Origin of the sequence: Pseudomonas sp. xss_2 (assembly GCF_043104195.1) — a bacterium.
GTDB classification, from domain to species: domain Bacteria; phylum Pseudomonadota; class Gammaproteobacteria; order Pseudomonadales; family Pseudomonadaceae; genus Aquipseudomonas; species Aquipseudomonas urmiensis.
Map to the genome: position 1 here is coordinate 38,350 of NZ_JBICKL010000046.1, position 24,743 is coordinate 63,092.

General features: G+C 59.7%; 21 protein-coding genes. 13 read left to right on the plus strand and 8 right to left on the minus strand.

The genetic code is table 11. The features are described from left to right. The first annotated feature begins 4 nt into the window (after positions 1 to 4). Together nth and ACF8K2_RS09510 are read left to right on the plus strand one after the other, a co-directional pair. The gene (gene nth / locus ACF8K2_RS09505) at positions 5 to 643 is read left to right on the plus strand and encodes an endonuclease III (RefSeq protein ID WP_392464540.1); all 639 of its coding nucleotides are present in this window, start codon (positions 5 to 7) and stop codon (positions 641 to 643) included. Positions 644 to 747: 104 nt separating this feature from the next. Continuing rightward, a complete protein-coding gene (locus tag ACF8K2_RS09510; protein ID WP_392464541.1) occupies positions 748 to 927 on the plus strand; it encodes a PA3496 family putative envelope integrity protein in 180 nt (59 codons plus the stop codon). Between the two features lie 191 nt (positions 928 to 1,118). Here the strand turns inward: ACF8K2_RS09510 and ACF8K2_RS09515 are convergent, their stop codons facing one another. Continuing rightward, a complete protein-coding gene (locus ACF8K2_RS09515) occupies positions 1,119 to 1,745 on the minus strand; it encodes a response regulator transcription factor (protein ID WP_186556212.1) in 627 nt (208 codons plus the stop codon). A 480-nt stretch (positions 1,746 to 2,225) separates the two neighbouring features. On the opposite strand from ACF8K2_RS09515, the gene ACF8K2_RS09520 reads away from it, so the two are divergent. After that, positions 2,226 to 2,696, plus strand: coding sequence for a hypothetical protein (locus ACF8K2_RS09520; RefSeq protein ID WP_392464544.1), 471 nt, complete (start codon positions 2,226 to 2,228; stop codon positions 2,694 to 2,696). 50 nt (positions 2,697 to 2,746) lie between these two features. Here ACF8K2_RS09520 and ACF8K2_RS09525 read toward each other — a convergent pair whose 3' ends face one another. Together ACF8K2_RS09525 and ACF8K2_RS09530 are read right to left on the minus strand one after the other, a co-directional pair. After that, the gene (locus ACF8K2_RS09525; protein WP_027594196.1) at positions 2,747 to 3,964 is read right to left on the minus strand and encodes an argininosuccinate synthase; all 1,218 of its coding nucleotides are present in this window, start codon (positions 3,962 to 3,964) and stop codon (positions 2,747 to 2,749) included. A gap of 274 nt (positions 3,965 to 4,238) precedes the next feature. Continuing rightward, positions 4,239 to 5,186, minus strand: a complete 948-nt coding sequence (locus ACF8K2_RS09530) for an OmpA family protein (RefSeq protein WP_392464545.1) — start codon at positions 5,184 to 5,186, stop codon at positions 4,239 to 4,241. 130 nt (positions 5,187 to 5,316) lie between these two features. On the opposite strand from ACF8K2_RS09530, the gene pyrC reads away from it, so the two are divergent. Both pyrC and rnt read left to right on the plus strand, forming a co-directional pair. Then, on the plus strand, positions 5,317 to 6,363 hold the full coding sequence (gene pyrC, locus ACF8K2_RS09535; RefSeq protein ID WP_264236330.1) for a dihydroorotase: 1,047 nt from the start codon (positions 5,317 to 5,319) through the stop codon (positions 6,361 to 6,363). A 56-nt stretch (positions 6,364 to 6,419) separates the two neighbouring features. Further along, complete coding sequence (rnt, locus tag ACF8K2_RS09540) at positions 6,420 to 7,031, plus strand: ribonuclease T (protein WP_189661901.1); 612 nt, start codon at positions 6,420 to 6,422, stop codon at positions 7,029 to 7,031. Between the two features lie 136 nt (positions 7,032 to 7,167). Here rnt and ACF8K2_RS09545 read toward each other — a convergent pair whose 3' ends face one another. Next, on the minus strand, positions 7,168 to 7,770 hold the full coding sequence (locus ACF8K2_RS09545; RefSeq protein ID WP_112897608.1) for a peroxiredoxin: 603 nt from the start codon (positions 7,768 to 7,770) through the stop codon (positions 7,168 to 7,170). A 211-nt stretch (positions 7,771 to 7,981) separates the two neighbouring features. Between ACF8K2_RS09545 and ACF8K2_RS09550 the strand changes: the two genes are divergently transcribed. Both ACF8K2_RS09550 and bfr read left to right on the plus strand, forming a co-directional pair. After that, positions 7,982 to 8,203, plus strand: a complete 222-nt coding sequence (locus tag ACF8K2_RS09550) for a bacterioferritin-associated ferredoxin (protein ID WP_186556207.1) — start codon at positions 7,982 to 7,984, stop codon at positions 8,201 to 8,203. A 203-nt stretch (positions 8,204 to 8,406) separates the two neighbouring features. Beyond that, on the plus strand, positions 8,407 to 8,880 hold the full coding sequence (gene bfr, locus ACF8K2_RS09555; RefSeq protein WP_186556206.1) for a bacterioferritin: 474 nt from the start codon (positions 8,407 to 8,409) through the stop codon (positions 8,878 to 8,880). An 87-nt stretch (positions 8,881 to 8,967) separates the two neighbouring features. Here the strand turns inward: bfr and grxD are convergent, their stop codons facing one another. Together grxD and ACF8K2_RS09565 are read right to left on the minus strand one after the other, a co-directional pair. Continuing rightward, positions 8,968 to 9,303: a Grx4 family monothiol glutaredoxin gene (gene grxD / locus ACF8K2_RS09560; RefSeq protein WP_312151734.1), complete on the minus strand. Its 336-nt coding sequence runs from the start codon at positions 9,301 to 9,303 to the stop codon at positions 8,968 to 8,970. A gap of 481 nt (positions 9,304 to 9,784) precedes the next feature. Next, the gene (locus ACF8K2_RS09565) at positions 9,785 to 11,893 is read right to left on the minus strand and encodes a molybdopterin oxidoreductase family protein (protein ID WP_392464549.1); all 2,109 of its coding nucleotides are present in this window, start codon (positions 11,891 to 11,893) and stop codon (positions 9,785 to 9,787) included. A gap of 364 nt (positions 11,894 to 12,257) precedes the next feature. Between ACF8K2_RS09565 and argF the strand changes: the two genes are divergently transcribed. Further along, positions 12,258 to 13,178: an ornithine carbamoyltransferase gene (argF, locus tag ACF8K2_RS09570; protein WP_312155438.1), complete on the plus strand. Its 921-nt coding sequence runs from the start codon at positions 12,258 to 12,260 to the stop codon at positions 13,176 to 13,178. Further along, complete coding sequence (locus ACF8K2_RS09575; protein WP_392464550.1) at positions 13,175 to 14,284, plus strand: ABC transporter ATP-binding protein; 1,110 nt, start codon at positions 13,175 to 13,177, stop codon at positions 14,282 to 14,284. The genes argF and ACF8K2_RS09575 overlap by 4 nt, the downstream gene beginning before the upstream one ends. A gap of 76 nt (positions 14,285 to 14,360) precedes the next feature. Here the strand turns inward: ACF8K2_RS09575 and ybaK are convergent, their stop codons facing one another. Further along, the gene (ybaK, locus tag ACF8K2_RS09580) at positions 14,361 to 14,831 is read right to left on the minus strand and encodes a Cys-tRNA(Pro) deacylase (protein ID WP_186556202.1); all 471 of its coding nucleotides are present in this window, start codon (positions 14,829 to 14,831) and stop codon (positions 14,361 to 14,363) included. A 305-nt stretch (positions 14,832 to 15,136) separates the two neighbouring features. Between ybaK and ACF8K2_RS09585 the strand changes: the two genes are divergently transcribed. The 4 genes from ACF8K2_RS09585 (at position 15,137) to glpD (ending at position 20,232) form a co-directional block, all read left to right on the plus strand. Then, the gene (locus ACF8K2_RS09585; protein ID WP_186556201.1) at positions 15,137 to 15,988 is read left to right on the plus strand and encodes an MIP/aquaporin family protein; all 852 of its coding nucleotides are present in this window, start codon (positions 15,137 to 15,139) and stop codon (positions 15,986 to 15,988) included. A gap of 75 nt (positions 15,989 to 16,063) precedes the next feature. Continuing rightward, entirely contained in the window at positions 16,064 to 17,563 is a 1,500-nt protein-coding gene (gene glpK / locus ACF8K2_RS09590) for a glycerol kinase GlpK (RefSeq protein ID WP_186556200.1), read from the plus strand. A 170-nt stretch (positions 17,564 to 17,733) separates the two neighbouring features. Then, positions 17,734 to 18,489 (plus strand): DNA-binding transcriptional repressor GlpR, encoded by a 756-nt coding sequence (glpR, locus tag ACF8K2_RS09595; protein ID WP_392464552.1) that lies wholly within the window; start codon positions 17,734 to 17,736, stop codon positions 18,487 to 18,489. Positions 18,490 to 18,693: 204 nt separating this feature from the next. Continuing rightward, a complete protein-coding gene (gene glpD, locus ACF8K2_RS09600; RefSeq protein WP_392464553.1) occupies positions 18,694 to 20,232 on the plus strand; it encodes a glycerol-3-phosphate dehydrogenase in 1,539 nt (512 codons plus the stop codon). Positions 20,233 to 20,272: 40 nt separating this feature from the next. On the opposite strand, the gene ACF8K2_RS09605 is transcribed toward glpD, so the two are convergent. Further along, positions 20,273 to 24,643, minus strand: a complete 4,371-nt coding sequence (locus ACF8K2_RS09605; protein ID WP_392464554.1) for an NEL-type E3 ubiquitin ligase domain-containing protein — start codon at positions 24,641 to 24,643, stop codon at positions 20,273 to 20,275. Between the last annotated feature and the right edge of the window lie 100 nt (positions 24,644 to 24,743).

Here is a 24,743-nt window from a genome sequence, read left to right on the forward strand (position 1 = left end):
CCCCATGAATGCTGCCAAACGCCTGGAGATTTTTCGCAGGCTGCACGAAGACAATCCTGATCCGAAGACTGAACTGGCCTACACCACGCCCTTCGAGCTGCTCATCGCGGTGATTCTGTCTGCCCAAGCCACTGATGTCGGGGTCAACAAGGCCACTGCTCGCCTGTATCCGGTTGCCAATACACCTGAGGCGATCTATGCGCTGGGGGTCGAAGGCTTGAGCGAGTACATCCGCACCATCGGCCTGTTCAACAGCAAAGCCAAGAACGTTATCGAGACCTGTCGCTTGTTGATTGAGGTGCATGGCAGCGAGGTGCCGCAAACCCGTGAGGCGCTCGAAGCACTCCCCGGAGTTGGCCGCAAGACCGCTAATGTGGTGCTTAATACCGCTTTCCGCCAACCGGCGATGGCTGTCGACACGCATATCTTTCGGGTCAGCAATCGAACGGGCATCGCACCGGGCAAGACCGTGCTGGAAGTGGAAAAGAAACTGATGAAATTCGTTCCCAAAGATTACCTGCTCGATGCTCATCACTGGCTGATCCTGCACGGCCGCTATGTCTGCCAGGCGCGCAAGCCGCGCTGTGGTAGCTGTCGGATCGAGGACCTGTGCGAGTACAAGCACAAGACCTCCGATGATTGAGCCGATAGGTGAAAACACCGTCGTACGATTGAAAAAATCTTTTTTACCGCGATCGAGTTTCTCGTTATAAGGACGCCCAATGGCCCTTTGGCTTGGAGTAACTCATGAGCACCGATAAAGACGAGCTGTCGATCGACGATGATTTCACCGCTTCCGCTGAAGACGAAGCAGAGCCTCAAGTGGAAACCGCAAAGACCAACCTGAGTAAACGCCGCACCATTGATAACATGCTCGAGGAGCGCCGCCTGCAACGCCAGCTGTCCGACTACGACTACGACTTGTAGCGCATCGATTTTTTACTCTACGCAAGCCTGTAGGTGGGGCTGCGCTTGCAGCCCAATCGCAGGCTGCGCCAGCTCCCACAAGGCTGTGGTCGAGCAGAAGAACCGGGGCATACAGCCAACCCTGTGTGGGCTGGCGCAGCCTGCGATTGGGCCTCGCAGCGGATCCTTGGCCTTAGGCTTTGTTTGTTCGGTCAGGCTAGGCCATGACGCTGTGCCAGTTCGATCAGATCGACCAACGAGCGGGCGTTGAGCTTGAGTAGCAAACGTGTTTTGTAGGTGCTGACGGTCTTGTTACTAAGGAACATGCTATCGGCAATGTCCTTGTTGCTTTTACCCCGCGCCAATTGCTGCAGCACCATCATTTCCCTGGCCGATAGACGCTCGACCATTTCCACCTCACTACCGTTATTCAGACTTCCACGGGTCTTGTGCAACGCCTGATTGGGAAAGTAGCTGTAACCGGATAACACCGCCTTTATGGCACTGAGCAGTTCAGTCAGTTCTTGTTGTTTGCACACATATCCGGCGGCGCCAGCCTGCATGCAACGCATGGAAAAATGCCCAGGTGCCTGCGAGGTGAGTACCAGCACTTTACTGCCAGGACTGGCCAAGGTCATCCGCGCAATGACCTCGAGCCCATCCAGTTTGGGGATGCCGATATCCAGCACGACGATGTCGGGCAGATGCTCCCGCGTCAGTTGCAAGGCATCCACACCATTGTCAGTTTCCGCCACCACCTCATAGCCATGCCGTTCCATCAGCATGCGCACGGCCAGGCGGATAACAGGATGATCATCCACGATAAGCACTTTATTCATGCGATATCCATTGATTCGTTATTTTTTGCAGGCGTAACAATAACCGAGGAGAACCTTCAATGGGCCTATGAAGTGCCCCATAAACTCACACAAAGATGAGGACTACATGAAATAAGGAATAGTCCTACAATGCCTACCTGAGGGGTTTAGCCAGCTTCGGTAGATATGATTAATTCCCGCAATTCCGCCAGGCGAGCACAATCCCCCTGAGCGTTCGACAATATGCGCACACTCAAAAACAACTAGGGTCCGTAGCAGCTGTATTTGCGTTAAGGCTGATAAGACGAAAGCGGACAAGTAACGCCCCGGGCGAACACGACTGTACTGGAGTTCCTGAGTATTCCAAGCCCCGTTCCAACGCGGTATGGGTGTCGAATAACCGCTACCTCAGTTACAGCGCTTACACCTGGAAATAGGCTCCTTTTGTTTTCAAACGTCATTACAGGTACATATGGAACCATCCAATGCAAGGCTGCAGTCATGAACATTGAAAAGGGCCTGGGTCCATTGACGCTCATTGCTATCTTTGCCGGCATCGTTGAAGCCTCGGCCTTGGCTTCGCTGCCGTTCCTCAGTGAGAGTAGCCAGACGATCTACACCTGGTTTCTGGTCGGTTTCCCTTTCTTTTTGACGGTGCTGTTCTTTTTGACGTTGAACTTCAATCACCGCTCACTCTATCAGCCCCCGCCACAAGAGGCCGCAGACAAGCACTTTGATTCCTATACGATGAATACTCCACCCCCGCAGCCTCACCAGCCTAGCCCAATTAATAAAACCATCGCGTTGTCTGGTCCTGAAGCGCAGAAATTCATTGAAGCGCATATCCTGCGCACCCTGACACATCGCTACCCGCAGGCACGCTCCTGGACACTGTGTAATCTGGACACGCGCATGCGCATCAGGTTGAGCGTCAGCCCGGTCGCCGATGACGAGGAACTGTCAGACTTTTGATAGACACAAAAAACCCGGCACCAGGCCGGGTTTTTAAAGCGCGCGCTCTATTACAGCAGCGAGCGGCCCTTGTTGGCGGCAATGCGCATACGCAGGGCGTTGAGCTTGATGAAGCCAGCAGCATCGGCCTGGTTGTAGGCGCCGCCGTCTTCTTCGAACGTCGCGATGTTGGCATCGAACAGCGAATCGTCCGACTTGCGACCAACAACAGTGACGTTGCCCTTGTACAGCTTCAGGCGAACCACGCCATTGACGTTGACCTGGGACGCATCGATCATCTGCTGCAGCATGACCCGCTCTGGGCTCCACCAGTAACCGGTGTAGATCAGGCTGGCGTATTTTGGCATCAGCTCATCTTTGAGGTGAGCGACTTCACGGTCGAGGGTGATCGACTCGATGGCGCGGTGAGCGCGCAGCATAATGGTGCCGCCTGGGGTCTCGTAGCAGCCACGCGACTTCATGCCGACATAACGGTTTTCGACTATGTCCAGACGACCGATGCCGTTGGCGCCGCCGATGCGGTTCAGGTCAGCCAGCACGGTAGCCGGGGACTTCTCGACGCCGTCGATGGCAACGATGTCGCCATTGCGGTAGGTCAGCTCGATGTAGGTTGCCTGGTCTGGTGCGTTCTCTGGCGAGACGCTCCAACGCCACATGTCTTCTTCGTGCTCGGTCCAGGTATCTTCCAGGACACCGCCTTCGTAGGAGATGTGCAGCAGGTTGGCGTCCATCGAGTACGGCGATTTTTTCTTGCCGTGGCGCTCGATCGGGATACCGTGCTTCTCGGCATAGTCCATCAGTTTTTCGCGGGACAGCAAGTCCCACTCACGCCATGGGGCGATGACCTTGACACCAGGCTTGAGCGCATAGGCACCCAGCTCGAAGCGCACCTGGTCGTTGCCTTTACCAGTAGCGCCGTGGGAGATAGCGTCGGCGCCGGTTTCGTTGGCGATTTCGATCAAGCGCTTGGCAATCAGCGGACGAGCGATGGAAGTACCCAGCAGGTACTCGCCTTCGTAGACGGTGTTGGCGCGGAACATCGGGAATACGAAGTCACGCACGAATTCTTCGCGCAGGTCGTCGATGTAGATTTCTTTCACGCCCATCGCCTGAGCCTTGGCGCGGGCCGGTTCGACCTCCTCGCCCTGCCCCAGGTCAGCGGTGAAGGTCACCACTTCGCAGTTGTAGGTATCCTGCAGCCACTTGAGAATCACCGAAGTATCAAGGCCGCCGGAATACGCCAGTACGACCTTATTTACGTCCGCCATGCCATCACTCCACGGGGTTGTACGGAAAGCGATTGATTCTACCGGCGTCAGTGAGAAATTTACAGTGGGGCGACAGCTTCTGACGACAAAGCGACAGGAACTGTCGACGGCGCGACTAGTGAATAGGTGGTGGTTATTCGAGTTTAGCGGTGACAGGCGCGGGGGCCGCTTTGCGACCCTTTCGCGGGCAAGCCCGCTCCTACAGGAGTTGCGGCGCGCTCAGGTTCAGCGCTGAACCTGAGCAATGGTCTGGTCGCGACCCTTGGGATGTCGATCAGAGTTGTTTGGCGGCAGGCGCAGCAGCGGGCGCTGAAGTCGGAGCCGACGCAGCAGGTGCCTGCTCAACAGGCTTCTCGAGCGGTTTCTCAATCGGTGCAACCCGATCCAGCTCAATGTTCACCCGACGGTTACGCGCACGATTGGCGGCGCTGTTGTTCTTGGCCAGCGGATACCGCTCGCCATGGAATCGCACGGTGATCTGCTCTTCGGGCACGCCATGCGCCTTCAGGTAGTCAGCTACCGCCAGGGCGCGGCGCCGCGAATTTTCCCGATTGGTCAGGCGATTGCCGCTGTTGTCGGAGTGGCCGTTGAGCTCGATGTGATTTACCGACGGGTCTGCCTTGAGGTAATCGAGGATCACATCCAGTCGCGCCCGGGCATTGCTGTCCAGATCGACCCCGGTGGGGAAGCCGACCTGGGTCTGGCGAATCTGGTCGTAGTTCATTGGCAGCAACTTACCGGCACACGCCTGATAATCGCTGTAGGCCTTGGCGAAGCTTACCGGCAGTACTCGCACTTCCATGGCCCGGCCGCCTTCGCCGGTGTAGTTGCGCACCACTGTGCTGCGTCCATCGAGCAGGCCATTGATCAGACGGCTGGCCTGGCCCTGGGACGAGGTAAACAGCACGCCGGTACGCGCCATGCGCACGGCGCCCAGGTTGATATCGCCACGCCCAGGCTGCCAGGGCGCTGCAGCAGCGAGCAAAGTGGCCGAACCCGCTCCCAACACGTTGCTGTTGGAACGCAGCTGGAAGGTCGGCTGCTCGCCGGCGCGCCGCACGAACTCGCCGCTGCCAAAGCCTTCGATCGGCTGGACCAATCGGCACTCGAACTGGTCACCCTCGACCGTCCAGGCGATGTTCTCCATCCGAGTCTGGAAGGTCAGTGCACCGGCCGGCAGGCTGGCAAACAGAGTGAACAGGGCTAGGTAACGCTGGCGCACGGGCGGCTCCACAAATTCTGACGGCTTACCTGCAGGCTATCGGTCGGCTGGCGGAAAACTTGATAGCCGTGCTCGTGCAAGGGTTTTCCGGTAGCATTCACCCTTGAGTTCGACCCGCCTGGAATTCCCAATGTCCGACCGCCTGACCCTCCTGCGTCCCGACGACTGGCACATCCATCTGCGCGATGGTGCCGTCTTGCCCCACACCGTTGGTGACGTGGCGCGCACCTTCGCCCGTGCCATCATCATGCCCAACCTGGTCCCGCCGGTGCGCGACGCCGCCGAGGCTGGCGCCTACCGCGAGCGCATCCTTGCTGCTCGTCCGGCAGGCAGCCGCTTCGAGCCGCTGATGGTGCTGTACCTCACCGACCGCACCAGCCCTGACGACATCCGCGCGGCCAAGGCCAGTGGCTTCGTGTACGCCGCCAAGCTCTACCCGGCTGGCGCCACGACCAACTCCGATTCCGGCGTGACCAGCATCGATAACATCTTCCCGGCTATCGAAGCCTTGGCCGAAACCGGCATGCCATTGCTGGTACACGGCGAAGTGACCCGTGCCGAGATCGACGTGTTCGACCGCGAGAAACGCTTCATCGACGAGCACATGCGTCGTCTGGTCGAGCGTTTCCCGACGCTCAAGGTGGTGTTCGAGCACATCACCACGGCCGATGCTGCGCAGTTCGTCACTGAGGCCCCTGCCAACGTCGGCGCGACCATTACTGCCCAGCACCTGTTGTACAACCGCAACCACATGCTGGTCGGCGGCATTCGCCCGCATTTCTACTGCCTGCCGATCCTCAAGCGCAACACCCATCAGGTGGCGCTGCTGGACGCCGCTACCAGTGGCAATCCCAAGTTCTTCCTCGGCACCGACTCGGCGCCGCACGCCCAGCATGCCAAGGAAGCCGCCTGTGGCTGCGCCGGTTGCTACACCGCCTATGCAGCAATCGAGATGTACGCCGAGGCGTTCGAGCAGCGCAACGCGCTGGACAAGCTCGAAGGCTTTGCCAGCCTGCACGGCCCCGCCTTCTACGGCCTGCCGGCGAACACCGACACCATTACCCTGGTCCGCGAAGAGTGGACTGCGCCAAGCAGCCTGCCGTTTGGCGACAACACTGTGATTCCGCTGCGCGCCGGTGAAAAACTGCGCTGGCGCCTGCTGGAGGAAAACGCGTGAGCGAAGATCTGTACGAAGACGACCAGGAAGGTCAAACCGGCGGTCCTCGCCACCCGATGGCCGAGCGCTTCCGGGGTTACCTGCCAGTAGTGGTGGATGTCGAGACTGGCGGCTTCAACAGCGCCACCGACGCGCTGCTGGAGATCGCCGCAGTTACCATCGGCATGGATGAGAAGGGCTTCCTGTTCCCGGAGCATACCTATTTCTTCCGCGTCGAGCCGTTCGAAGGCGCCAACATCGAAGCGGCCGCCTTGGAGTTCACCGGAATCAAGCTCGATCACCCACTGCGCATGGCCGTGAGTGAGGAAAGCGCGTTGACCGATATCTTCCGTGGCGTGCGCAAGGCGCTCAAGGCCAACGGCTGCAAGCGGGCGATCCTGGTTGGTCACAACAGCAGCTTCGACCTGGGTTTTCTCAACGCCGCAGTGGCGCGCAACGACCTCAAGCGCAACCCGTTCCATCCGTTCTCCAGCTTCGACACCGCCACCCTGGCCGGCCTTGCCTATGGCCAGACCGTACTGGCGCGGGCCTGCCAGAGCGCGGACATCGACTTCGATGGTCGTGAGGCGCATTCGGCCCGTTACGACACCGAGAAGACCGCCGAGCTGTTCTGCGGCATCGTCAACCGCTGGAAAGAGATGGGCGGCTGGCGCGACTTCAACGATTGATCCCAAGGCCGCACCGCGGGGCCAGGCCGCTGCCACGTATTCACTACGAGAGTGGCAGTAGCCGTGCTGCGCGATGGGGCTTTGAGCACGCATAAAAAAACCGGCCACTTGGGCCGGTTTTTTTTATGCGTGGCGCTTACAGCTTGCCAGCATTCTCGCTCAGGTAGGCAGCAACGCCTTCTGGCGAAGCGTTCATGCCTTTGTCGCCTTTTTTCCAGTTGGCAGGGCAGACTTCACCGTGCTCTTCGTGGAATTGCAGGGCGTCAACCAGACGCAGCAGCTCGTCCATGTTACGGCCCAGCGGCAGGTCGTTGACGATCTGCGAACGAACAACGCCGTTCTTGTCGATCAGGAAGGCGCCACGGAAAGCTACGCCGCCTTCGGACTCGACGTCGTAGGCTTTGCAGATTTCGTGGGTGATGTCAGCTGCCAGGGTGTACTTGACCTGGCCGATGCCGCCGTTGTTGACCGGGGTGTTACGCCAGGCGTTGTGAGTGAAGTGCGAGTCGATCGACACGCCGATCACTTCCACGCCGCGGGCAGCGAAGTCTGGGATGCGGTTGTCCAGAGCGATCAGCTCGGACGGGCAGACGAAGGTGAAGTCCAGCGGGTAGAAGAACACCAGGCCGTACTTGCCCTTGATGGCCGAGGCCAGGTTGAAGCTGTCGACGATTTCGCCGTTGCCCAGTACAGCTGGAACGGTGAAGTCGGGGGCTTGTTTACCAACGAGTACGCTCATTCGTTAACTCCTGATGATGGTGAAAAATCGTTGCCCGCACGCTGACAGCGCCAGGCATCCAACAAAGGCCGCCCATCATACACAGGTTCGAGTGACAGTCCGAATCCAACCGCCGGTCGCTCAAGCTGGGTGCTTTCAGAAAGCACTTTGACAAGCATTCTCATTACCATTAAGCTCCAATCCATCGACTCAACCCGCGATGGTCAGCCCTATGTATGTGTGTCTTTGTGTCGGCGTGACCGACGGACAGATCCGCGATGCGATCTACGAAGGATGCTGCAGCTACAAGGAAGTTCGAGCCGCCACCAATGTGGCCAGCCAATGTGGCAAGTGTGCCTGCCTCGCCAAGCAGGTGGTCCGCGAGACCCTGACCGACCTTCAGGTCAGCCAGCAAGCCGCCCTGCCCTACCCCGTTGAATTTAATGCGGCGTGAAATACCAGCGAATTTGAAGAACCGGACCTCGTGTCCGGTTTTTTTATGCCTGTAATTCAATAAGTTAGCGTTCTAACGCGGTTCACAAACATTCTTATTCCGATTAAATTTCATTTATTATTCAATAACTTAGGTTTGACAGCAGTAGTTGTCGGGCTCAAACTTCTCTGTATTGGCATACCTCACAGGGCAGGAACCCGGACATGAAAGGCGACGTAAGCGTCATCCAGCATCTCAACAAGATCCTCGGAAACGAGCTGGTCGCGATCAACCAGTATTTCCTGCACGCACGCATGTACGAAGATTGGGGCCTGAACAAGCTCGGCAAGCACGAGTACAAGGAATCGATCGATGAGATGAAGCACGCTGACAAATTGATCAAGCGTATTCTCTTCCTCGAAGGCATCCCAAACGTTCAAGACCTGGGCAAATTGCTGATCGGCGAGCACACCAAGGAAATGCTTGAGTGTGACCTGAAGATCGAGCAAAAAGGCCTGACCGACCTCAAAGCCGCCATCGCCCATTGCGAAACGGTCGGCGACTTCGGCTCGCGTGAAATGCTCGAAGACATCCTCGAATCCGAGGAAGAACACATCGATTGGCTGGAAACCCAGCTGAGCCTGATCGATAAGATCGGCATCGAGAACTACCTGCAATCGCAGATGGGCGAAGAATAATCTTCTCCCAGATACGAAAAAGCCCCGCCAGTGCGGGGCTTTTTCGTATCTGCCAGAGCGGCGTGACCGCTCCGGCATCAATGTGTATCAGGCTTCGGAAGCCTTGGCCTTGGCGGCTGCTTCCTTGATCAGCGTTTGCAGCTCACCGTTCTCGAACATCTCGAGCACGATGTCGCTGCCGCCGACCAGCTCACCGGCTACCCACAGTTGCGGGAAGGTTGGCCAGTTGGCGTACTTAGGCAGGTTGGCGCGAATTTCTGGGTTCTGCAGGATGTCGACGTAGGCGAACTTCTCGCCGCACTGCATGACGGCCTGCGAGGCACGGGACGAGAAGCCGCACTGCGGGGCGTTCGGCGAGCCTTTCATGTAAAGCAGAATGGTGTTGTTGGCAATCTGCTCTTTGATTGTTTCGATGATATCCATGGAACACCTCGTCTGAACTTTCCGACTCGATGGTCGGCACGGTGACGCATTGTATCGGAAAGCTCAGCGGTGGGTCGACCAGCGTGCAGACAGATCGACCAATGCGTTGTAGCCGCCACCGTTATCGCGGGGCAAGCCCGCTCCCACGCAAACGCTCGTGGACGTTACAGCACCTGAGTTGGAGCAGTTAGGGCAGCATTTGCGAAGGATGGTAGACGGTTCAGTCCTCAACAACGCCTATCAACGTGGGCCAAGCCCGCTCCCACGCAAGCGCTCGTGGACCTTACAGCACCTGAGTTGGAGCAGTTAGGGCAGCATTTGCGAAGGATGGTGGACGGTTCAGTCTTCAACAACGCCTAGCAACGTGGGAGCGGGCTTGCCCCGCGATAGCGTCATCGCAAACAACGCTATCGCGGGGCAATCCTGCTCCCTCGGGCATCCACGTTAGCTAACGAAAGAGCCAACCCCATCAGCAGAAGAATCAAGCCGCCTCCACCTTCACCGGCACCCCATTCAACACCGCATTGCCCGACACTGCATCGCGCAAATGCTCATCGGTCAGGTCATTGGCACTCACTCCAGGCTGCGCCCCGGCGATGTGCAGCTGCACGCCCTGGCGCCCATGCCCATAACCATGTGGCAAGCTGACCACACCCGGCATCATCTCCTCACTCGATTGCACCTGAACCTCGACGACCCCAGTCCGCGAACGGATCCGCACCCATTGACCGTCCGTCAGCTGCCGCTGGGCGAGGTCCTGCGGGTGCATCAGCAACTGATGACGGGGCTTGCCTTTAACCAAGCGGTGGAAGTTATGCATCCAGGAGTTGTTGCTGCGCACATGTCGACGTCCTATCAACAGCAACTCGTCCACCGCCGGTGGCACCTGCTCAGCCAACCGGCGCAAATCGTCCAGTAGCAACTGCGGCGCCGCTTCGACGGCCTGGCTGGCGGTGCGCAAACGCGCCGCCAGGTTCGGCTGTAAAGGCCCGAGGTCGAGCCCATGAGGAAACCGATCGAGGGTTTCCAACGACAACTGCCATGTCGAGCCCTCACCATGACGGCCTTTACGCAAAGCCAGGTCGATCATCTGGGCGGGCGGCAGGGTCTGCTTGAGTTCCACGCCAGCACGCTCGGCGAAGGCCTTGGCCAGGCCGACGAAAATCTCCCAGTCGTGCAGTGCACCCTCAGGCTTGGCCAGGATCGCCCGGTTGAAGCGCGTGACGTTACGCACGGCCAGCAAGTTGAAGGTGGTGTCGTAGTGATCGTTCTCCAACGCCGAGGTCGACGGCAGGATCAGGTCGGCATGGCGGGTGGTCTCGTTGATATACAGATCGATGCTGAGCATGAACTCAAGGCCCGCCAGCGCCTGGTCCAGCTGTCGGCCATTGGGCGTGGACAACACCGGGTTGCCGGCTACCGTTATCAAGGCCCGCACCTGCCCTTCGCCAGGCTCAAGCAGCTCTTCTGCCAAGGCTGCCACCGGCAACTCACCGCCATACTCCGGCAAGCCAGACACGCGACTTTGCCAGGCATTGAAGTGCCCACCGGCGGTACTGGCGACCAGATCCACCGCAGGTTCGGTGCACAACGCCCCGCCTTGGCGGTCAAGATTGCCGGTGACCAGGTTGATCACCTGCACCAGCCAATGGCACAAGCTACCAAAGGCCTGGGTCGAGACGCCCATTCGCCCGTAACAGACTGCCCGCCCGGCGCCAGCGAACTCACGCGCCAGCAGGCGAATCTGCTCGGCGGCCACCCCGCACAGTGGGCTCATGCGCTCAGCGCTGAACGGCGCAATCGCCTCGCGTACCTGCTCCAGGCCATTGACCGGCAAATGCGAGCCCTTGGCCAGATCCTCGCTGAACAGGGTATTGAGCAGGCCGCACAGCAACGCGGCGTCACCGCCTGGCCGAATGAACAGATGCCGATCAGCCATGTTGGCTGTCTCGCTGCGTCGAGGGTCGACCACCACAAGCCGCCCGCCCCGCGCCCGCAAGGCCTTCAAGCGTTTCTCGACATCCGGCACGGTCATGATGCTGCCGTTGGAGGCCAGCGGATTCCCCCCCAGTATCAGCATGTAATCGGTGTGATCGATATCCGGGATCGGCAGCAACAGGCCGTGGCCGTACATCAGAAAGCTGGTCAGGTGCTGAGGCAACTGGTCAACCGAAGTGGCCGAAAAGCGATTGCGCGTCTTCAGCAGGCCAAGGAAATAATTGCTGTGGGTCATCAAGCCGTAGTTGTGCACGCTGGGGTTGCCCTGGTACACGCCCACCGCATTGCGCCCATAACGTTGCTGAATGTCCCACAGTTTGTCGGCGGCCAAGGCAAACGCCTGGTCCCAGCCGATAGGCTCCCAGCGATCGCCCACACGCCTGTGCGGCTGGCGCAGGCGGTCTGGATCTTGCTGGATATCCTGCAGCGCCACCGCCTTGGGGCAGATGTGGCCACGGCTGAAAGGATCCTGAGGGTCGCCCTTGATCGAGGCAATGCGCGCCTGGCCGTCGCTTTCATGGGCAATCTCGATGTTCAGGCCGCAAATGGCCTCGCACAGGTGACAGGCTCGGTGATGCAGGGTCGTGGTCATGGCCGCCTCTGCCTTGTTGTTGTGAGCCTTCGACTATGCGCCCACCCTCAACCTCTCGCCAGCGGGCTTTGCCGCGTGAATCGCGCGCCATCAGGCATACGATTCACGACACAGGGTTTGCCAACGCCCCCGCGCCCCGTGTACAACCCCTGTAGTAAATAAAAAACAGTACCCCACCAGAGGGTTACGACACCCGTTGATACAGAGACGCGGTTTCCCCTCTTGGTTTCAGGCGACATTTAATTATAGTATTGCGCCTTTCCCCTATTTCGTCCGCCCCGTGCGGCTTACGCCGCAGGTCACTCCCGTTGTCAATAAAACCATACGGTCGACCTGCAAACCGTTGCAGATAAGGTAGTCAATCATGAGCGCTAGGCACTTTCTCTCCCTGATGGATTTCACTGCTGACGAATTGCTCGGCGTGATCCGTCGAGGCATCGAGCTGAAGGACCTGCGTAGTCGCGGCGTGCTGTTCGAGCCGCTGAAGAACCGCGTGCTTGGGATGATTTTCGAAAAATCATCGACCCGTACCCGCCTGTCGTTCGAAGCCGGCATGATCCAGCTCGGCGGCCAGGCTATCTTCCTGTCGCCACGTGACACCCAACTGGGCCGTGGCGAGCCGATTTCCGATAGCGCCATCGTCATGTCGCGCATGCTCGATGCGGTGATGATCCGTACCCATCACCACAGCATCCTCACCGAGTTCGCCGCGCATTCGCGGGTGCCGGTGATCAATGGCCTTTCCGATGAGTCGCACCCCTGCCAACTGCTGGCCGACATGCAAACCTATCTGGAGCATCGCGGCTCGATCCAGGGCAAGACCGTGGCCTGGATCGGCGATGGCTACAACATGTGCAACTCCTATATCGAAGCCGCCCAGCAGTTCGACTTCCAGCTGCGCATCGCCTGCCCCGAGGGCTACGAGCCCGATCCACGCTTCCTGGCCCTGGCTGGCGAGCGTGTGCAGATCGTTCGTGATCCCAAGCAAGCCGTGGCCGGCGCGCATCTGGTGACCACCGATGTCTGGACTTCCATGGGTCAAGAAGAGGAAACTGCACGGCGCCTGGCGCATTTCGCGCCTTACCAGGTCACCCGCGAACTGCTCGACCTGGCAGCACCCGATGCCCTGTTCATGCACTGCCTGCCCGCCCACCGTGGCGAGGAAATCAGCCAGGACCTGCTCGACGACCCGCGTTCGGTCGCTTGGGACCAGGCTGAAAACCGCCTGCATGCGCAGAAGGCCCTTCTCGAATTCCTTGTCGAACCGGCTTACCACCACGCATGAGTCAACCGCTACTGCTTAACCTGCGCAACCTGGCCTGCGGCTATGGCAACCAGCGCATCGTCCAGAACCTCAACTTGCACCTCAATGCAGGCGACATCGGTTGCCTGCTGGGGTCCTCGGGTTGCGGCAAGACCACCACCCTGCGTGCCATTGCCGGCTTCGAGCCGGTGCACGAGGGTGAGATCCAGCTCGCGGGCGAAGTGATCTCGCGCGCAGGCTTTACCCTGTCGCCGGAAAAACGCCGGATCGGCATGGTGTTCCAGGACTACGCGCTGTTCCCCCACCTGACCGTGGCGCAGAACATTGCCTTCGGCATTGGCAAGCACCCGCGCCAGGGTGAAGTGGTCGAGGAGATGCTCGAGCTGGTCAAGCTCGGTGGCCTCGGTGGGCGCTATCCGCATGAGTTGTCCGGTGGCCAGCAACAGCGCGTGGCCCTGGCCCGCGCTTTGGCCCCTGAGCCGCAATTGCTGCTGCTCGATGAGCCATTCTCCAACCTCGACGTCGAACTGCGTCGGCGCCTGAGCCATGAAGTGCGCGACATTCTCAAAAGCCGCGGCACCAGCGCCATTCTGGTCACCCATGACCAGGAAGAGGCATTCGCCGTCAGCGATCAGGTCGGAGTGTTCAAGGAAGGTCGCCTGGAGCAGTGGGACACGCCCTACAACCTCTACCACGAACCGCAGACGCCCTTCGTTGCCAGCTTCATCGGCCAGGGCTACTTCATCCGTGGGCAGATGCTCAGCCACGAAGTGGTCAATACCGAGCTGGGCGAACTGCGTGGCGATCGCGCCTACATCATGGCGCCGGGCAGTTCGGTAGACGTGCTGCTGCGCCCGGACGACATCGTCCATGCGCCAGACAGCGAACTGCGCGCGAGCATCGTCGGCAAGAGCTTCCTCGGTGCGTCGACCTTGTACCGCCTGCAACTGGCTACCGGTAGCCAGCTCGAGGCGATTTTCCCCAGCCATGTCGATCATCAGGTCGGCCAGGATGTGGGGATTGCAGTGAAGGCCGATCACCTTGTGTTGTTCGCTGTGCCTGGCAGTGTCGCGGCGCAGTTGCCACGCCAGGAGAATGGCGTTCGCCGCTACAGCTCGGCAACCTGACAAGCCAGTGCCTACAGCACTGAGCCTATAGGAGCTGGCTTACCTGCAATGGCCTGCGCAGCAGGCCCTTATCCATCTAGCCCCGGCCAATCTCGGCAAAGGTGCCTTGGGTATGCTCAGCCAGCACTGCCGCAGCCAGCTCCACCTCCAACCCACGCCGCCCAGCACTGACGTGAATCGTTTCGAACTGTTGCGCTGACTGATCGATAAACGTGCGCAAACGCTTTTTCTGCCCCAACGGGCTGATCCCGCCGACCAAGTATCCCGTGGCCCGCTGCGCCGCCGCCGGATCAGCCATTTCGCACTTCTTGACCCCGGCCGCCTGCGCCAACGCCTTGAGGTCCAGGGTGCCGCCCACCGGCACCACCGCCACCAGCAATTCGCCTTTCTCGCTGCTGGCCAGCAGTGTCTTGAACACCTGCACCGGGTCTAGCCCGAGCTTTTCCGCCGCTTCCAGGCCATACGAAGCAGATTTGGGATCATGTTCATAGCTGTGCACGCGGTGTTCGGCGCGGGCCTTTTTCAGCAGATCGAGAGCGGGGGTCATGCAGGGCTCCGAGCAAGTACAGGTCGGCGGCTACTTTAGGTGAAAAGGCTTGAGCCAGCCAGTCTGTCGCCTGATCGCGACGAGTTATCGGAATAGTCAGTCTTGTTGCAGTTAGTCAGATTATGGCTGACCGTTCACTTTCGACCTTTGACATGAGCGTTTCTTGCCTATATTTTTTCGTTTCTGAATAAATGGTGCACTTTTAAGGTGCGCTTTCGCTTATCCGCCCGGGGTCAATGGGGATCGACTCTGGGCCTTGCTGTCGAGCGCCTTGCGCCTCACAACAACAAGAACCGAGGTCATACATGACGACTGCTCTACGCGAACCAACGCTTTCTGGCCAATGCATGGCCGAATTTCTGGGCACGGCCCTACTTATCTTTTTCGGCACAGGTTGCGTCGCCGCGCTCAAGGTCGCTGGCGCCAGCTTCGGCCTGTGGGAAATCAGCATCATCTGGGGGGTAGGCGTGAGCATGGCGATCTACCTCACTGCCGGGGTTTCCGGCGCCCACTTGAACCCTGCGGTGAGCATTGCCTTGAGCCTGTTCGCCGGTTTCGACAAGCGCAAACTCCCCTTCTATATCCTTGCCCAGGTCTGTGGTGCCTTCTGCGGCGCCGCCCTGGTCTACACCCTGTACAGCAATCTGTTCTTCGATTTCGAACAGGCCCACGCCATGTTGCGTGGCAGCGAGGCAAGCCTGGAACTGGCCTCGGTGTTCTCCACCTATGCCCATCCTGCCCTGTCGATCGGCCAGGCATTTTTGGTCGAGATGATCATCACGGCGATTCTCATGGCGGTGATCATGGCCCTCACCGATGACAACAACGGCCTGCCCCGCGGGGCGATGGCGCCACTGCTGATCGGCCTGCTGATTGCGGTGATTGGCAGTGCCATGGGCCCGCTCACCGGCTTTGCCATGAACCCCGCCCGAGATTTGGGCCCAAAACTGATGACTTTCCTCGCTGGCTGGGGCGAAATCGCCTTTACCGGCGGACGCGACATTCCCTATTTCCTGGTTCCGGTGTTCGCACCGATCGTGGGCGCATGCCTGGGCGCGGCGGTTTACCGCGGCCTGATCGCGCGCAATTTGCCCATGGCGCAAACCGCGAACCTGCAAACAGACGATAATCCTCAGAGCGATGCGCAGGTTTCCTGATTCGGACACCTCAAAGCATGCCGGGCCGATTGCCCGGTCAGCCTGACCTACCCCTTTTTGTGCAAGGCCACCGACATGACAGACACCCAGGACAAGAACTACATCATCGCCCTGGACCAGGGCACCACCAGTTCGCGGGCCATCATTTTCGACCGTGACGCCAATGTGGTCGGCACCTCCCAGCGCGAGTTCGCCCAGCACTACCCACAGGCCGGCTGGGTCGAGCACGACCCAATGGAAATCTTCGCCACCCAGAGCGCGACCATGGTCGAGGCCCTGGCCCAGGCGGGGATCAGTCACGCCCAGGTCGCTGCGATCGGCATCACCAACCAGCGCGAAACCACCGTGGTCTGGGACAAGGAAACCGGCCGCCCGGTCTACAACGCTATCGTATGGCAGTGCCGGCGCAGCACCGAGATCTGCGCCCAGCTCAAGCGCGACGGCCATGAAAGCTATATCCGCGAGACCACCGGCCTGGTCACCGACCCGTACTTCTCCGGCACCAAGCTCAAGTGGATCCTGGATAACGTCGAAGGTGTACGCGAGCGCGCCGAGCGTGGCGAGTTGCTGTTCGGCACCGTCGATACCTGGCTGATCTGGAAATTTTCCGGCGGCAAGGTGCATGTCACCGACTACACCAACGCCTCGCGCACCTTGATGTTCAACATACATACCCTGCAATGGGACGAGAAACTCCTGCAACTGCTCGGCGTACCGCGCCAGATGCTGCCGCAGGTGCGCTCCTCCTCCGAGGTCTACGGCCAGACCAAGAGCGGCATCGACATCGCCGGTATCGCTGGTGACCAGCAGTCGGCGTTGTTCGGCCAGATGTGCGTGGAGGCCGGTCAGGCCAAGAACACCTACGGCACCGGCTGTTTCCTGCTGATGAACACGGGCGACAAAGCCGTGACCTCGTCGCATGGCCTGCTCACTACCATCGCCTGCGGCCCGCGCGGTGAAGTGGCCTATGCCCTGGAGGGCGCGGTCTTCAATGGCGGCTCGACCGTGCAGTGGCTGCGTGACGAACTCAAGATCGTCAACGATGCGCTGGACACCGAGTACTTTGCCAGCAAGGTCAAGGACAGCAACGGCGTCTACCTGGTACCGGCCTTCACCGGCCTGGGCGCGCCGTACTGGGATCCGTATGCCCGTGGCGCGTTGTTCGGCCTGACCCGTGGAGTCAAGGTCGATCACATCATCCGCGCAGCACTCGAGTCGATCGCCTACCAGACCCGCGACGTGCTCGACGCCATGCAGCAAGACTGCGGCCAGCGCCTGAGCGAGCTGCGCGTAGACGGCGGTGCGGTGGCCAACAACTTCCTCATGCAGTTCCAGGCCGACATCCTCGGCACCTGTGTCGAGCGGCCGCAGATGCGCGAGACCACCGCCCTGGGCGCCGCTTACCTGGCGGGCCTGGCGTGCGGCTTCTGGAGCGGCCTGGACGAGTTGCGCGACAAGGCGATCATCGAGCGCGAATTCAGCCCACAGCTGGATGAGACGCAGAAAGAGAAGCTCTACGCTGGCTGGAAGAAAGCCATCGAGCGCACCCGTGATTGGGAAGATCACGAGGCCTGATTCAGCCTTCATCGACTAATCGCCGGGCCAGCCCGCTCCCACGTGCACTTATGCTGAACACGTGGGAGGGGTCTGGCCCGCGATGAGCTGCGCAAGCTTCCTTTGCTGGCCGTCATCCCTTTCCTACGGCATCATTGCAGCATTTGTCCGGCAGCCCCAAAGGACCGCCCATGAATCTGCCCCCCCGCCAACAACAAATCCTCGAACTGGTGCGCGAACGCGGCTACGTCAGTATCGAAGAAATGGCGCAGTTGTTCGTCGTTACCCCGCAAACCATCCGACGCGACATCAACCAACTGGCCGAGATCAACCTGCTGCGCCGTTACCACGGCGGTGCGGCGTACGACTCAAGCATCGAGAACACTGCCTACGCCATGCGCGCCGACCAGATGCGCGACGAGAAGCAGCGCATTGCTGAAGCCGTGGCCCTGCAGATTCCCGATCACGCTTCGGTGTTCATCAATATCGGCACCACTACCGAATCGATCGCCCGCGCGCTGCTCAATCACAATCACCTCAAGGTCATCACCAATAACCTGCACGTGGCCTCGATCCTCAGCGCCAAGGACGATTTCGAAGTCTTGGTAGCCGGCGGCACGGTGCGCCGCGATGGGGGAGTGGTCGGCCAGGCCAGCGTCGACTTCATCAACCAGTTCAAGGTCGACTTCGCCCTAGTGGGCATCAGCGGTATCGATGAAGATGGCAGCCTGCTCGATTTCGATTACCAGGAAGTGCGCGTATCCCAGGCGATCATCGCCAATGCACGCCAGGTCATCCTCGCCGCCGACTCCAGCAAGTACGGGCGTAATGCCATGGTCCGCCTGGGCTCGATCAATCTGGTCGACTGCCTGGTGACCGACCAGCCCCCCTCCCCCGCCCTGAACCAGTTGCTGACCCAGCACAAGATTCGCCTCGAAGTGGTGTGAGCTGCGTTGGGGCCGCTTTGCGGCCCCACAATCCTGAGCTCATGCACGCTCGTCGCAAATGTTCATAAATGTTCACTTTATCGTCATCTGATCAGTTTTTTCTATGAAGACTGACTGGCGATAGCCGTTCTGTTGCGCTAGTATTTTCGGAAACGAACATTGATGTTCATATTCGATGTGAACAGCCTTTAGGAGGCCTTGCCCGTGTCCCAGCCCGTTTCGTCCCAGCCTACCCTCGCCGACTGCTACGATCTTGCCGTGATCGGTGGCGGTATCAATGGCGTGGGCATTGCCGCCGACGCTGCCGGACGTGGCCTGAAAGTGTTCCTTTGCGAAAAGGACGATCTGGCCCAGCACACCTCCTCCGCCAGCAGCAAGCTGATCCATGGCGGCTTGCGTTACCTGGAGCACTACGAGTTTCGCCTGGTGCGTGAGGCCTTGGCCGAACGTGAAGTATTGCTGGCCAAGGCGCCACACATCGTCAAGCCAATGCGTTTCGTCCTGCCTCATCGCCCGCACCTGCGCCCGGCCTGGATGATTCGCGCTGGCCTGTTCCTCTACGATCACCTGGGCAAGCGTAAACGCCTGGGTGCTTCGCGCAGCCTGCGCTTTGGCCCTGGCAACCCGCTCAAGCCGGCCATCACCCGCGGTTTCGAATATGCCGACTGCGCCGTTGACGATGCACGCCTGGTGGTACTCAACGCCATGGCCGCGCGTGAAAAGGGCGCTGATATTCATACCCGCACCCGTTGCCTGCGTGCCGAGCGCATCGATGGCCTGTGGCAAGTCGAATTGCAGCACGCCGATGGCAGCCTGCAGACTATCCGCGCCCGCGCCCTGGTCAACGCCGCAGGCCCCTGGGTCGCCAGCTTCATCAAAGATGACCTCAAGCTCGATGCGCCATACGGTATCCGCTTGATTCAAGGCAGCCACATCATCGTGCCGCGCCTATACGAAGGCGAGCACGCCTACATCCTGCAGAATGAAGATCAGCGCATTGTTTTCGCTATCCCCTACCTCGGGCGTTTCACCCTGATCGGCACCACCGACCGTGAATACAGCGGCGACCCGGCGCAAGTGAAAATCACCGAAGGCGAAACCGACTACTTGCTCAAGGTGGTTAACCAGCACTTCAACCATCAGCTCAGCCGTGCCGACATCCTGCACACCTACTCCGGCGTGCGCCCGCTGTGCAATGACGAGTCGGACAACCCCTCGGCAGTCACCCGCGACTACACCTTGGCGCTGTCTGCCAGCGAAGGCCAGGCGCCACTGCTGTCGGTGTTCGGCGGCAAGCTCACCACCTACCGCAAGCTGGCCGAGTCGGCGATGGCCGAGCTCAAGCCATTTTTCACCCAGATGCGCGGTAGCTGGACTGCCAGTGCGCCGCTGCCAGGCGGCGAGAGCATGACCACTGCTCAAGCACTGACCGACGCCATCCTTGCCCAGCATGGTTGGTTGCCAGTGGATATCGCCAAGCGCTGGGCAACGACCTACGGCAGCCGCGTGTGGCGCCTGCTCGAAGGCGTGCAGGGCCCGGATGATCTCGGCCAGGCGATTGGTGGCGGGCTGTTCGGCCGTGAAGTGGACTACCTGCGCAGTGAAGAATGGGCGCTCAGCGCACAGGACATCCTGTGGCGGCGAACCAAGCTGGGCCTGTTCACATCAGAGGCCGAACAACAAACCCTCCAAGCCTACCTGCACACTGCCGAACAAAAGCAGGCTCGGGTCCAGGCGGCCTGAGCCAGCCGCATCTCTGTGAGTGATCGCTGGCTGATCTGCCTCAGACTGGCCAGCGCTCATAGGCCTGGCCTGTAAGCTTGAGGATCAGCTCGCGCTCTGCGGCGTGATAATCATTCATCTGTGCAGCGCTGAGCCGTATCAACTCCTCCTCCTGCAACTCGCCTTTGCTGGCCAATGCCTCGTACTGCGCCAATGGAGCGTAATACTCCTCGGCCAGCGTGGTGAACTGCTGTTCATAGGTATTGCGCAGATAGTCTTTCCAGAAGTCTTGACCTGCCAGTGACTGAGCCAAGCGCTCGTTGCTCTCTGCACGTAGCACCTCGATCCTGGCATTGTTGATGTCGGCAGCCGTCAAGCCACTGTAAGCTTCGTAGTGCACCGTGGTTGGCTGGCCCGGCAAGCCCAGGGAAGTAGCCAAGCGATAGCGATAGCTCAAATAAACTTCGATGTCATCGACATCCAGGCCTCTGGCGCGGATGTCAGCGATCCTTCGCGCGGCTATCTGGTCTACCTCGTCTAGCCGGAACAATGCGCGGCCCACACGCATCAACGGCTGCTCAGTCTGGATTGCTGAAACGCCAGTGCTGTACCGATGGATCAATTCACGCACTTCCATCTGACTGAGCACCAACAACAAGCGGTCCTCACATGTGCGCCTGCCTGCGGCCAGCACGAACAACTGCTCACGTACCTCGCTGTTCTGCTCGCAGGCATCGACTATTTGCCATACTCGTCCACGGTAATACGACGGATGTCGGGCAAAGTCATCGGTATGGGCAAAATCGCGCAGAAAGCGAAAAAAACCGCTGGAATTGGGCTCTGCCTGCAGTCGCTGCCACTGCGCCTCACGCTGCTGTCGCCGCGCCACTGTCAACCCCGCCAACCAGCGCTCGCGATCGGCCTCTTGAACCAGCTGATGGCGCAAAGCGAAATTGCCCTGACTGCCCGAGTGGGTATCGCTCCGCGCACTGGATGCCTCACTCCAGTATGCTGCACTGGCATCATCCAGCGGGTTGTCATGCAACGACAGTCGCTGGATGGCACGGCGCAAGGCTTGGTTTTCTCGATTGAGCTGGCGAATCTGATTGGCTCGCAAGTCGACCATTCCCTGCCAAGGCACTTGCTGGGGACCCTCGGGCCACCGCGTGAGCCCAGTGGAGCTCAGGTCCAGACTGCGCAGTTGAACCATTTGCCTGGTATCGGGCGCCCGCCCTAGCTGATTACCGCTAAGGTCCAACACCCGCAGCTGAGTCAGTGCTTGCAGGCGGCCGTTGCCCGTGATGGTCATGAATATTTGATTATTCGCCAGATTCAGTTGCCGCAACTCAGTCAACTGCTCTATACCCTCAGGAATGTTGGTCAGGCGATTGTCCCGCAGGTCGAGCTGCCTCAAGCGCGTAAAGCGCGGGAGGAAATCAGGCTGCAGTTCTGCCAAAGCCATATTGCGCAATGTCAGGTGGGTAACATGACTGAACTCCAGCCCCTGCGGCAAACTGGGCAAAACCCCGACCTGCTCACCCCGGATTTCCAGCTGATAACCGCCATCTTCACGCAAACCGATTTTGCGCCGCCAGCAACGGCGCAGCGTAGCCGCCACCCGATAACGCCGGAGCAATGAAAGTACACCAGATTCCCTACTGCGCCATTGACTGAGTACCAGCCGCAATTGGCTCAGCTGCTGGTGCAAGTCGCTGTAGTGCTCCCAGGGGTCGATCTGCCGAGCAATAAGATCCAGAAGATAGTTTTGCAACTGGACATCGCTCAGCGTCGGGAAAATCTGCTGCAATCCTCGTCGACTTGCCTGCCCCCGACTTTGCACATGACCACTGAGTGGATAACCCAGACGCCCGTCAGCAAAGCGCACCGGCGGCCGCACACCCAAGCCGACCGGCGCCTGTCCGATCAGCGTTGATACCTGTTCGCGCTGCCTCGCCGCTTCGCTGGCCAAGCGCTCGGTCAACCCCTGAACATCGAGCTGTTGATCACCCAGCGCCAACTTCTGCCCCTCGTCCATGGTCATTAGCAGCGCCTGCTGCAAACTGTCCGAAGCACTAGCAGTGGCCAGCAACCCTCCCGACTCTTCAAAAACGCCGTAGCCAGTCGAGCCCCTGACAATGCAGCGAACCTGTGTGGCCTGCTCATTGCCTAACTGGGTCAACAAGGGCCCTTGAGCACTACCTTCGCGCACCTCTATTCGCATCGAGGGACTCCACGGCGCTAGCGTATCAATCAGCCCCACAGCGAGTCTTTCGGTATCGCCACTGATTGCCTGGGCTTGTTGCAAACCGGCACAGGCTCGATCGATACGGCTGTCGCGCAGATACCAGCGAACGCGCTCGGCCATGGCCAAGGGTACTCTCTTGGTCTCAAGCATATGTTCCACCTGCGCACTGTCCGTCTGTTGCACGATCTCTTTCGCGCCCCTTAACGAAAGCCCGGCGAAATCACGACGCAACTGCCGCTCTGCATCCTGCTCGCCCACCTGCAGGGAAACGAACAGTGCCTCGAAAGCATCATCGCGCAGCTCTGGATGTGCCTGGTGCAGCCGATGGCGCTGCAGCGCGTCGAGCAGGCGCGCCGGAGCAGGCGCATTCTGCGCATGGAGTAGGCGTAATTGAGCTTCATCGAACCCTGTGCACTGCAACAGATAGCGCGCCTCGTCATCAGACACATCGGCCAGTTCAGAGCCTAGTCGGCGCAGAAGATAGCTTTCTCCAGTCCACTTCTGAGGGTATTCAAGGGTATGACGCCAGCCGCCAGCACCGTTATGCTCCAGCATTGGCCGATAAGCGTCATGGCGTTGCGGATGAGCGATGCGCAGGTGCTCACCGTCGGTATCCGCAGCAAGCCGGAAACTGCCCTCATGCACGCGCATCTGCCACTGACCATCATGGCGGGTTCTCTCGCCCACAGTCGTTGCTTTATCACTCACCCGGTAGGCAGCAAGATCGCCAGCCGCGAGCTTGAGACGGCCGCTGTCTGTACGAATGGGCACCAATTCGTCGACGAACGCAACCCGCTTGAGCACCTGGCCCGCCGCTGCGACCCCAGCAGCTACCACTGCGCCCTCCAGGATGTTCTGCGCAACGTTGAACAAATGCCCCAGCGCGGCCTGCCGATCACCTAGCTGCCAATCCTGATACCCCTCATAGACCTCTTCGGCAAGCTGCACAGCGGCGACGCCGAGCATCACTTCACCCAGTACCGGCACAAACAACCCAGCCAGATTCAGCAACGTCAGGCCAGCGTCCTTGTACCCTTGCAGCCGGCTTGCGCGAAGCTGCGCATCCTCATCGCCAGTAGGCACTGCCAATACCCGCGCGTCGTCGAGGATCTTGTCGATGCGCAAAGCTTGCAGGTAGGTGAACAACGGTCGATCGATGGCAAAGTCGCGACCATCGAGTTCAATTGCCGACTGCGCGCCACCAGCTGCTTGCCGCGCATTCAATACACTGAAAAACCCCACGCGGTCGCGCTCACGGATAAACCTCGCGAAATACCGCACAAAGGCCTGATCTCGCAGGCGTAACGCCAGTGCCTGATAAAATGCCCACCATGACGGAAACTCCTGCACGGCTTGCACAGGGTCGTCAGGCATCCACACGATCAACCCTTGCAAGGCTGCGCCTACCGTGTGCTCGCGTACTTCGATGACTACCACGCCCTCGATGCGCTTGCCCAACAAGAACAACTGGCGATAGCGCAACTGAGCCGGGTCGGCCGGCACGATGGGCGTGGCAGAGATGACCGGCATCAGCTGCTGAAAGCTTTGCTGATCGATCTCACCTTTTATGCCAGCAAGGCGAACGGCGACCTCCAATTGCAAGCGCTGGGCCTCCTCCATCAGCCCTTGCACACGTTGCCGCTCCTGGCTCGCAGCCCCTTGATCCAGTGCCAGTTGCTTGCGCAGGGCAGCTTGATATTGTCCACCCAGATCAAGTTCACGACACAACCGGACAAAATCGGCATAACGGATGGGTATAGGGCGGCCACGAGCGTCGATCAACGCCACGTCAGTCAATGCAGGGGCATGGACTTCACTAGCAGTGAAGTTATGCAGCGCGCAGGCCAATAGTGGCCGAGTGGATATCTCTGTGTATTTTGGTGAGGGAGTAGTCACCAATACCGGAGGCAAGACCACTTGCTTCACACTGCGCAGCTTGGCGTTACGCACATCGACATCGACCCCGTAACGGTTGCGTAGAGCAGATGCCAGCTTGGGCTGAACGAATTGATCCAACAACGGCACAGGGGCAAGCAGCGCCTTCACCTCATGGGCATTTGACTGCTGGTTATGCATCGCGCGATGCAATGCGCTCAATAGGTCGACGCTAGACTGTCGCAGCCAGGACGGAATCCGTTTGGCCATCAGCGCATCGATGGAGTCGGTGGGAAAGGGGGTTAGGGTCATGAGCAACTGCCTGATGGGAAAGCTGCACGAAACCATCTACGGGCCCACCCGCTGCGGTAGTTACATCTAGCCAAGGGGCGCACCCGAATCACGCATTCGG

Coding starts and splice junctions, on each gene's coding strand:
- ACF8K2_RS09550 (WP_186556207.1), top strand. CDS start 7,982: ATGTATGTGTGTCTTTGTGTCGGCGTGACCGACGGACAGATCCGCGAT.
- ACF8K2_RS09565 (WP_392464549.1), bottom strand. CDS start 11,893: ATGACCACGACCCTGCATCACCGAGCCTGTCACCTGTGCGAGGCCATT.
- ACF8K2_RS09520 (WP_392464544.1), top strand. CDS start 2,226: ATGAACATTGAAAAGGGCCTGGGTCCATTGACGCTCATTGCTATCTTT.
- glpK (WP_186556200.1), top strand. CDS start 16,064: ATGACAGACACCCAGGACAAGAACTACATCATCGCCCTGGACCAGGGC.
- argF (WP_312155438.1), top strand. CDS start 12,258: ATGAGCGCTAGGCACTTTCTCTCCCTGATGGATTTCACTGCTGACGAA.
- ACF8K2_RS09605 (WP_392464554.1), bottom strand. CDS start 24,643: ATGACCCTAACCCCCTTTCCCACCGACTCCATCGATGCGCTGATGGCC.
- ACF8K2_RS09525 (WP_027594196.1), bottom strand. CDS start 3,964: ATGGCGGACGTAAATAAGGTCGTACTGGCGTATTCCGGCGGCCTTGAT.
- ACF8K2_RS09545 (WP_112897608.1), bottom strand. CDS start 7,770: ATGAGCGTACTCGTTGGTAAACAAGCCCCCGACTTCACCGTTCCAGCT.
- ACF8K2_RS09510 (WP_392464541.1), top strand. CDS start 748: ATGAGCACCGATAAAGACGAGCTGTCGATCGACGATGATTTCACCGCT.
- grxD (WP_312151734.1), bottom strand. CDS start 9,303: ATGGATATCATCGAAACAATCAAAGAGCAGATTGCCAACAACACCATT.
- pyrC (WP_264236330.1), top strand. CDS start 5,317: ATGTCCGACCGCCTGACCCTCCTGCGTCCCGACGACTGGCACATCCAT.
- ACF8K2_RS09515 (WP_186556212.1), bottom strand. CDS start 1,745: ATGAATAAAGTGCTTATCGTGGATGATCATCCTGTTATCCGCCTGGCC.
- nth (WP_392464540.1), top strand. CDS start 5: ATGAATGCTGCCAAACGCCTGGAGATTTTTCGCAGGCTGCACGAAGAC.
- bfr (WP_186556206.1), top strand. CDS start 8,407: ATGAAAGGCGACGTAAGCGTCATCCAGCATCTCAACAAGATCCTCGGA.
- rnt (WP_189661901.1), top strand. CDS start 6,420: ATGGCCGAGCGCTTCCGGGGTTACCTGCCAGTAGTGGTGGATGTCGAG.
- ACF8K2_RS09575 (WP_392464550.1), top strand. CDS start 13,175: ATGAGTCAACCGCTACTGCTTAACCTGCGCAACCTGGCCTGCGGCTAT.
- glpR (WP_392464552.1), top strand. CDS start 17,734: ATGAATCTGCCCCCCCGCCAACAACAAATCCTCGAACTGGTGCGCGAA.
- ACF8K2_RS09585 (WP_186556201.1), top strand. CDS start 15,137: ATGACGACTGCTCTACGCGAACCAACGCTTTCTGGCCAATGCATGGCC.
- ybaK (WP_186556202.1), bottom strand. CDS start 14,831: ATGACCCCCGCTCTCGATCTGCTGAAAAAGGCCCGCGCCGAACACCGC.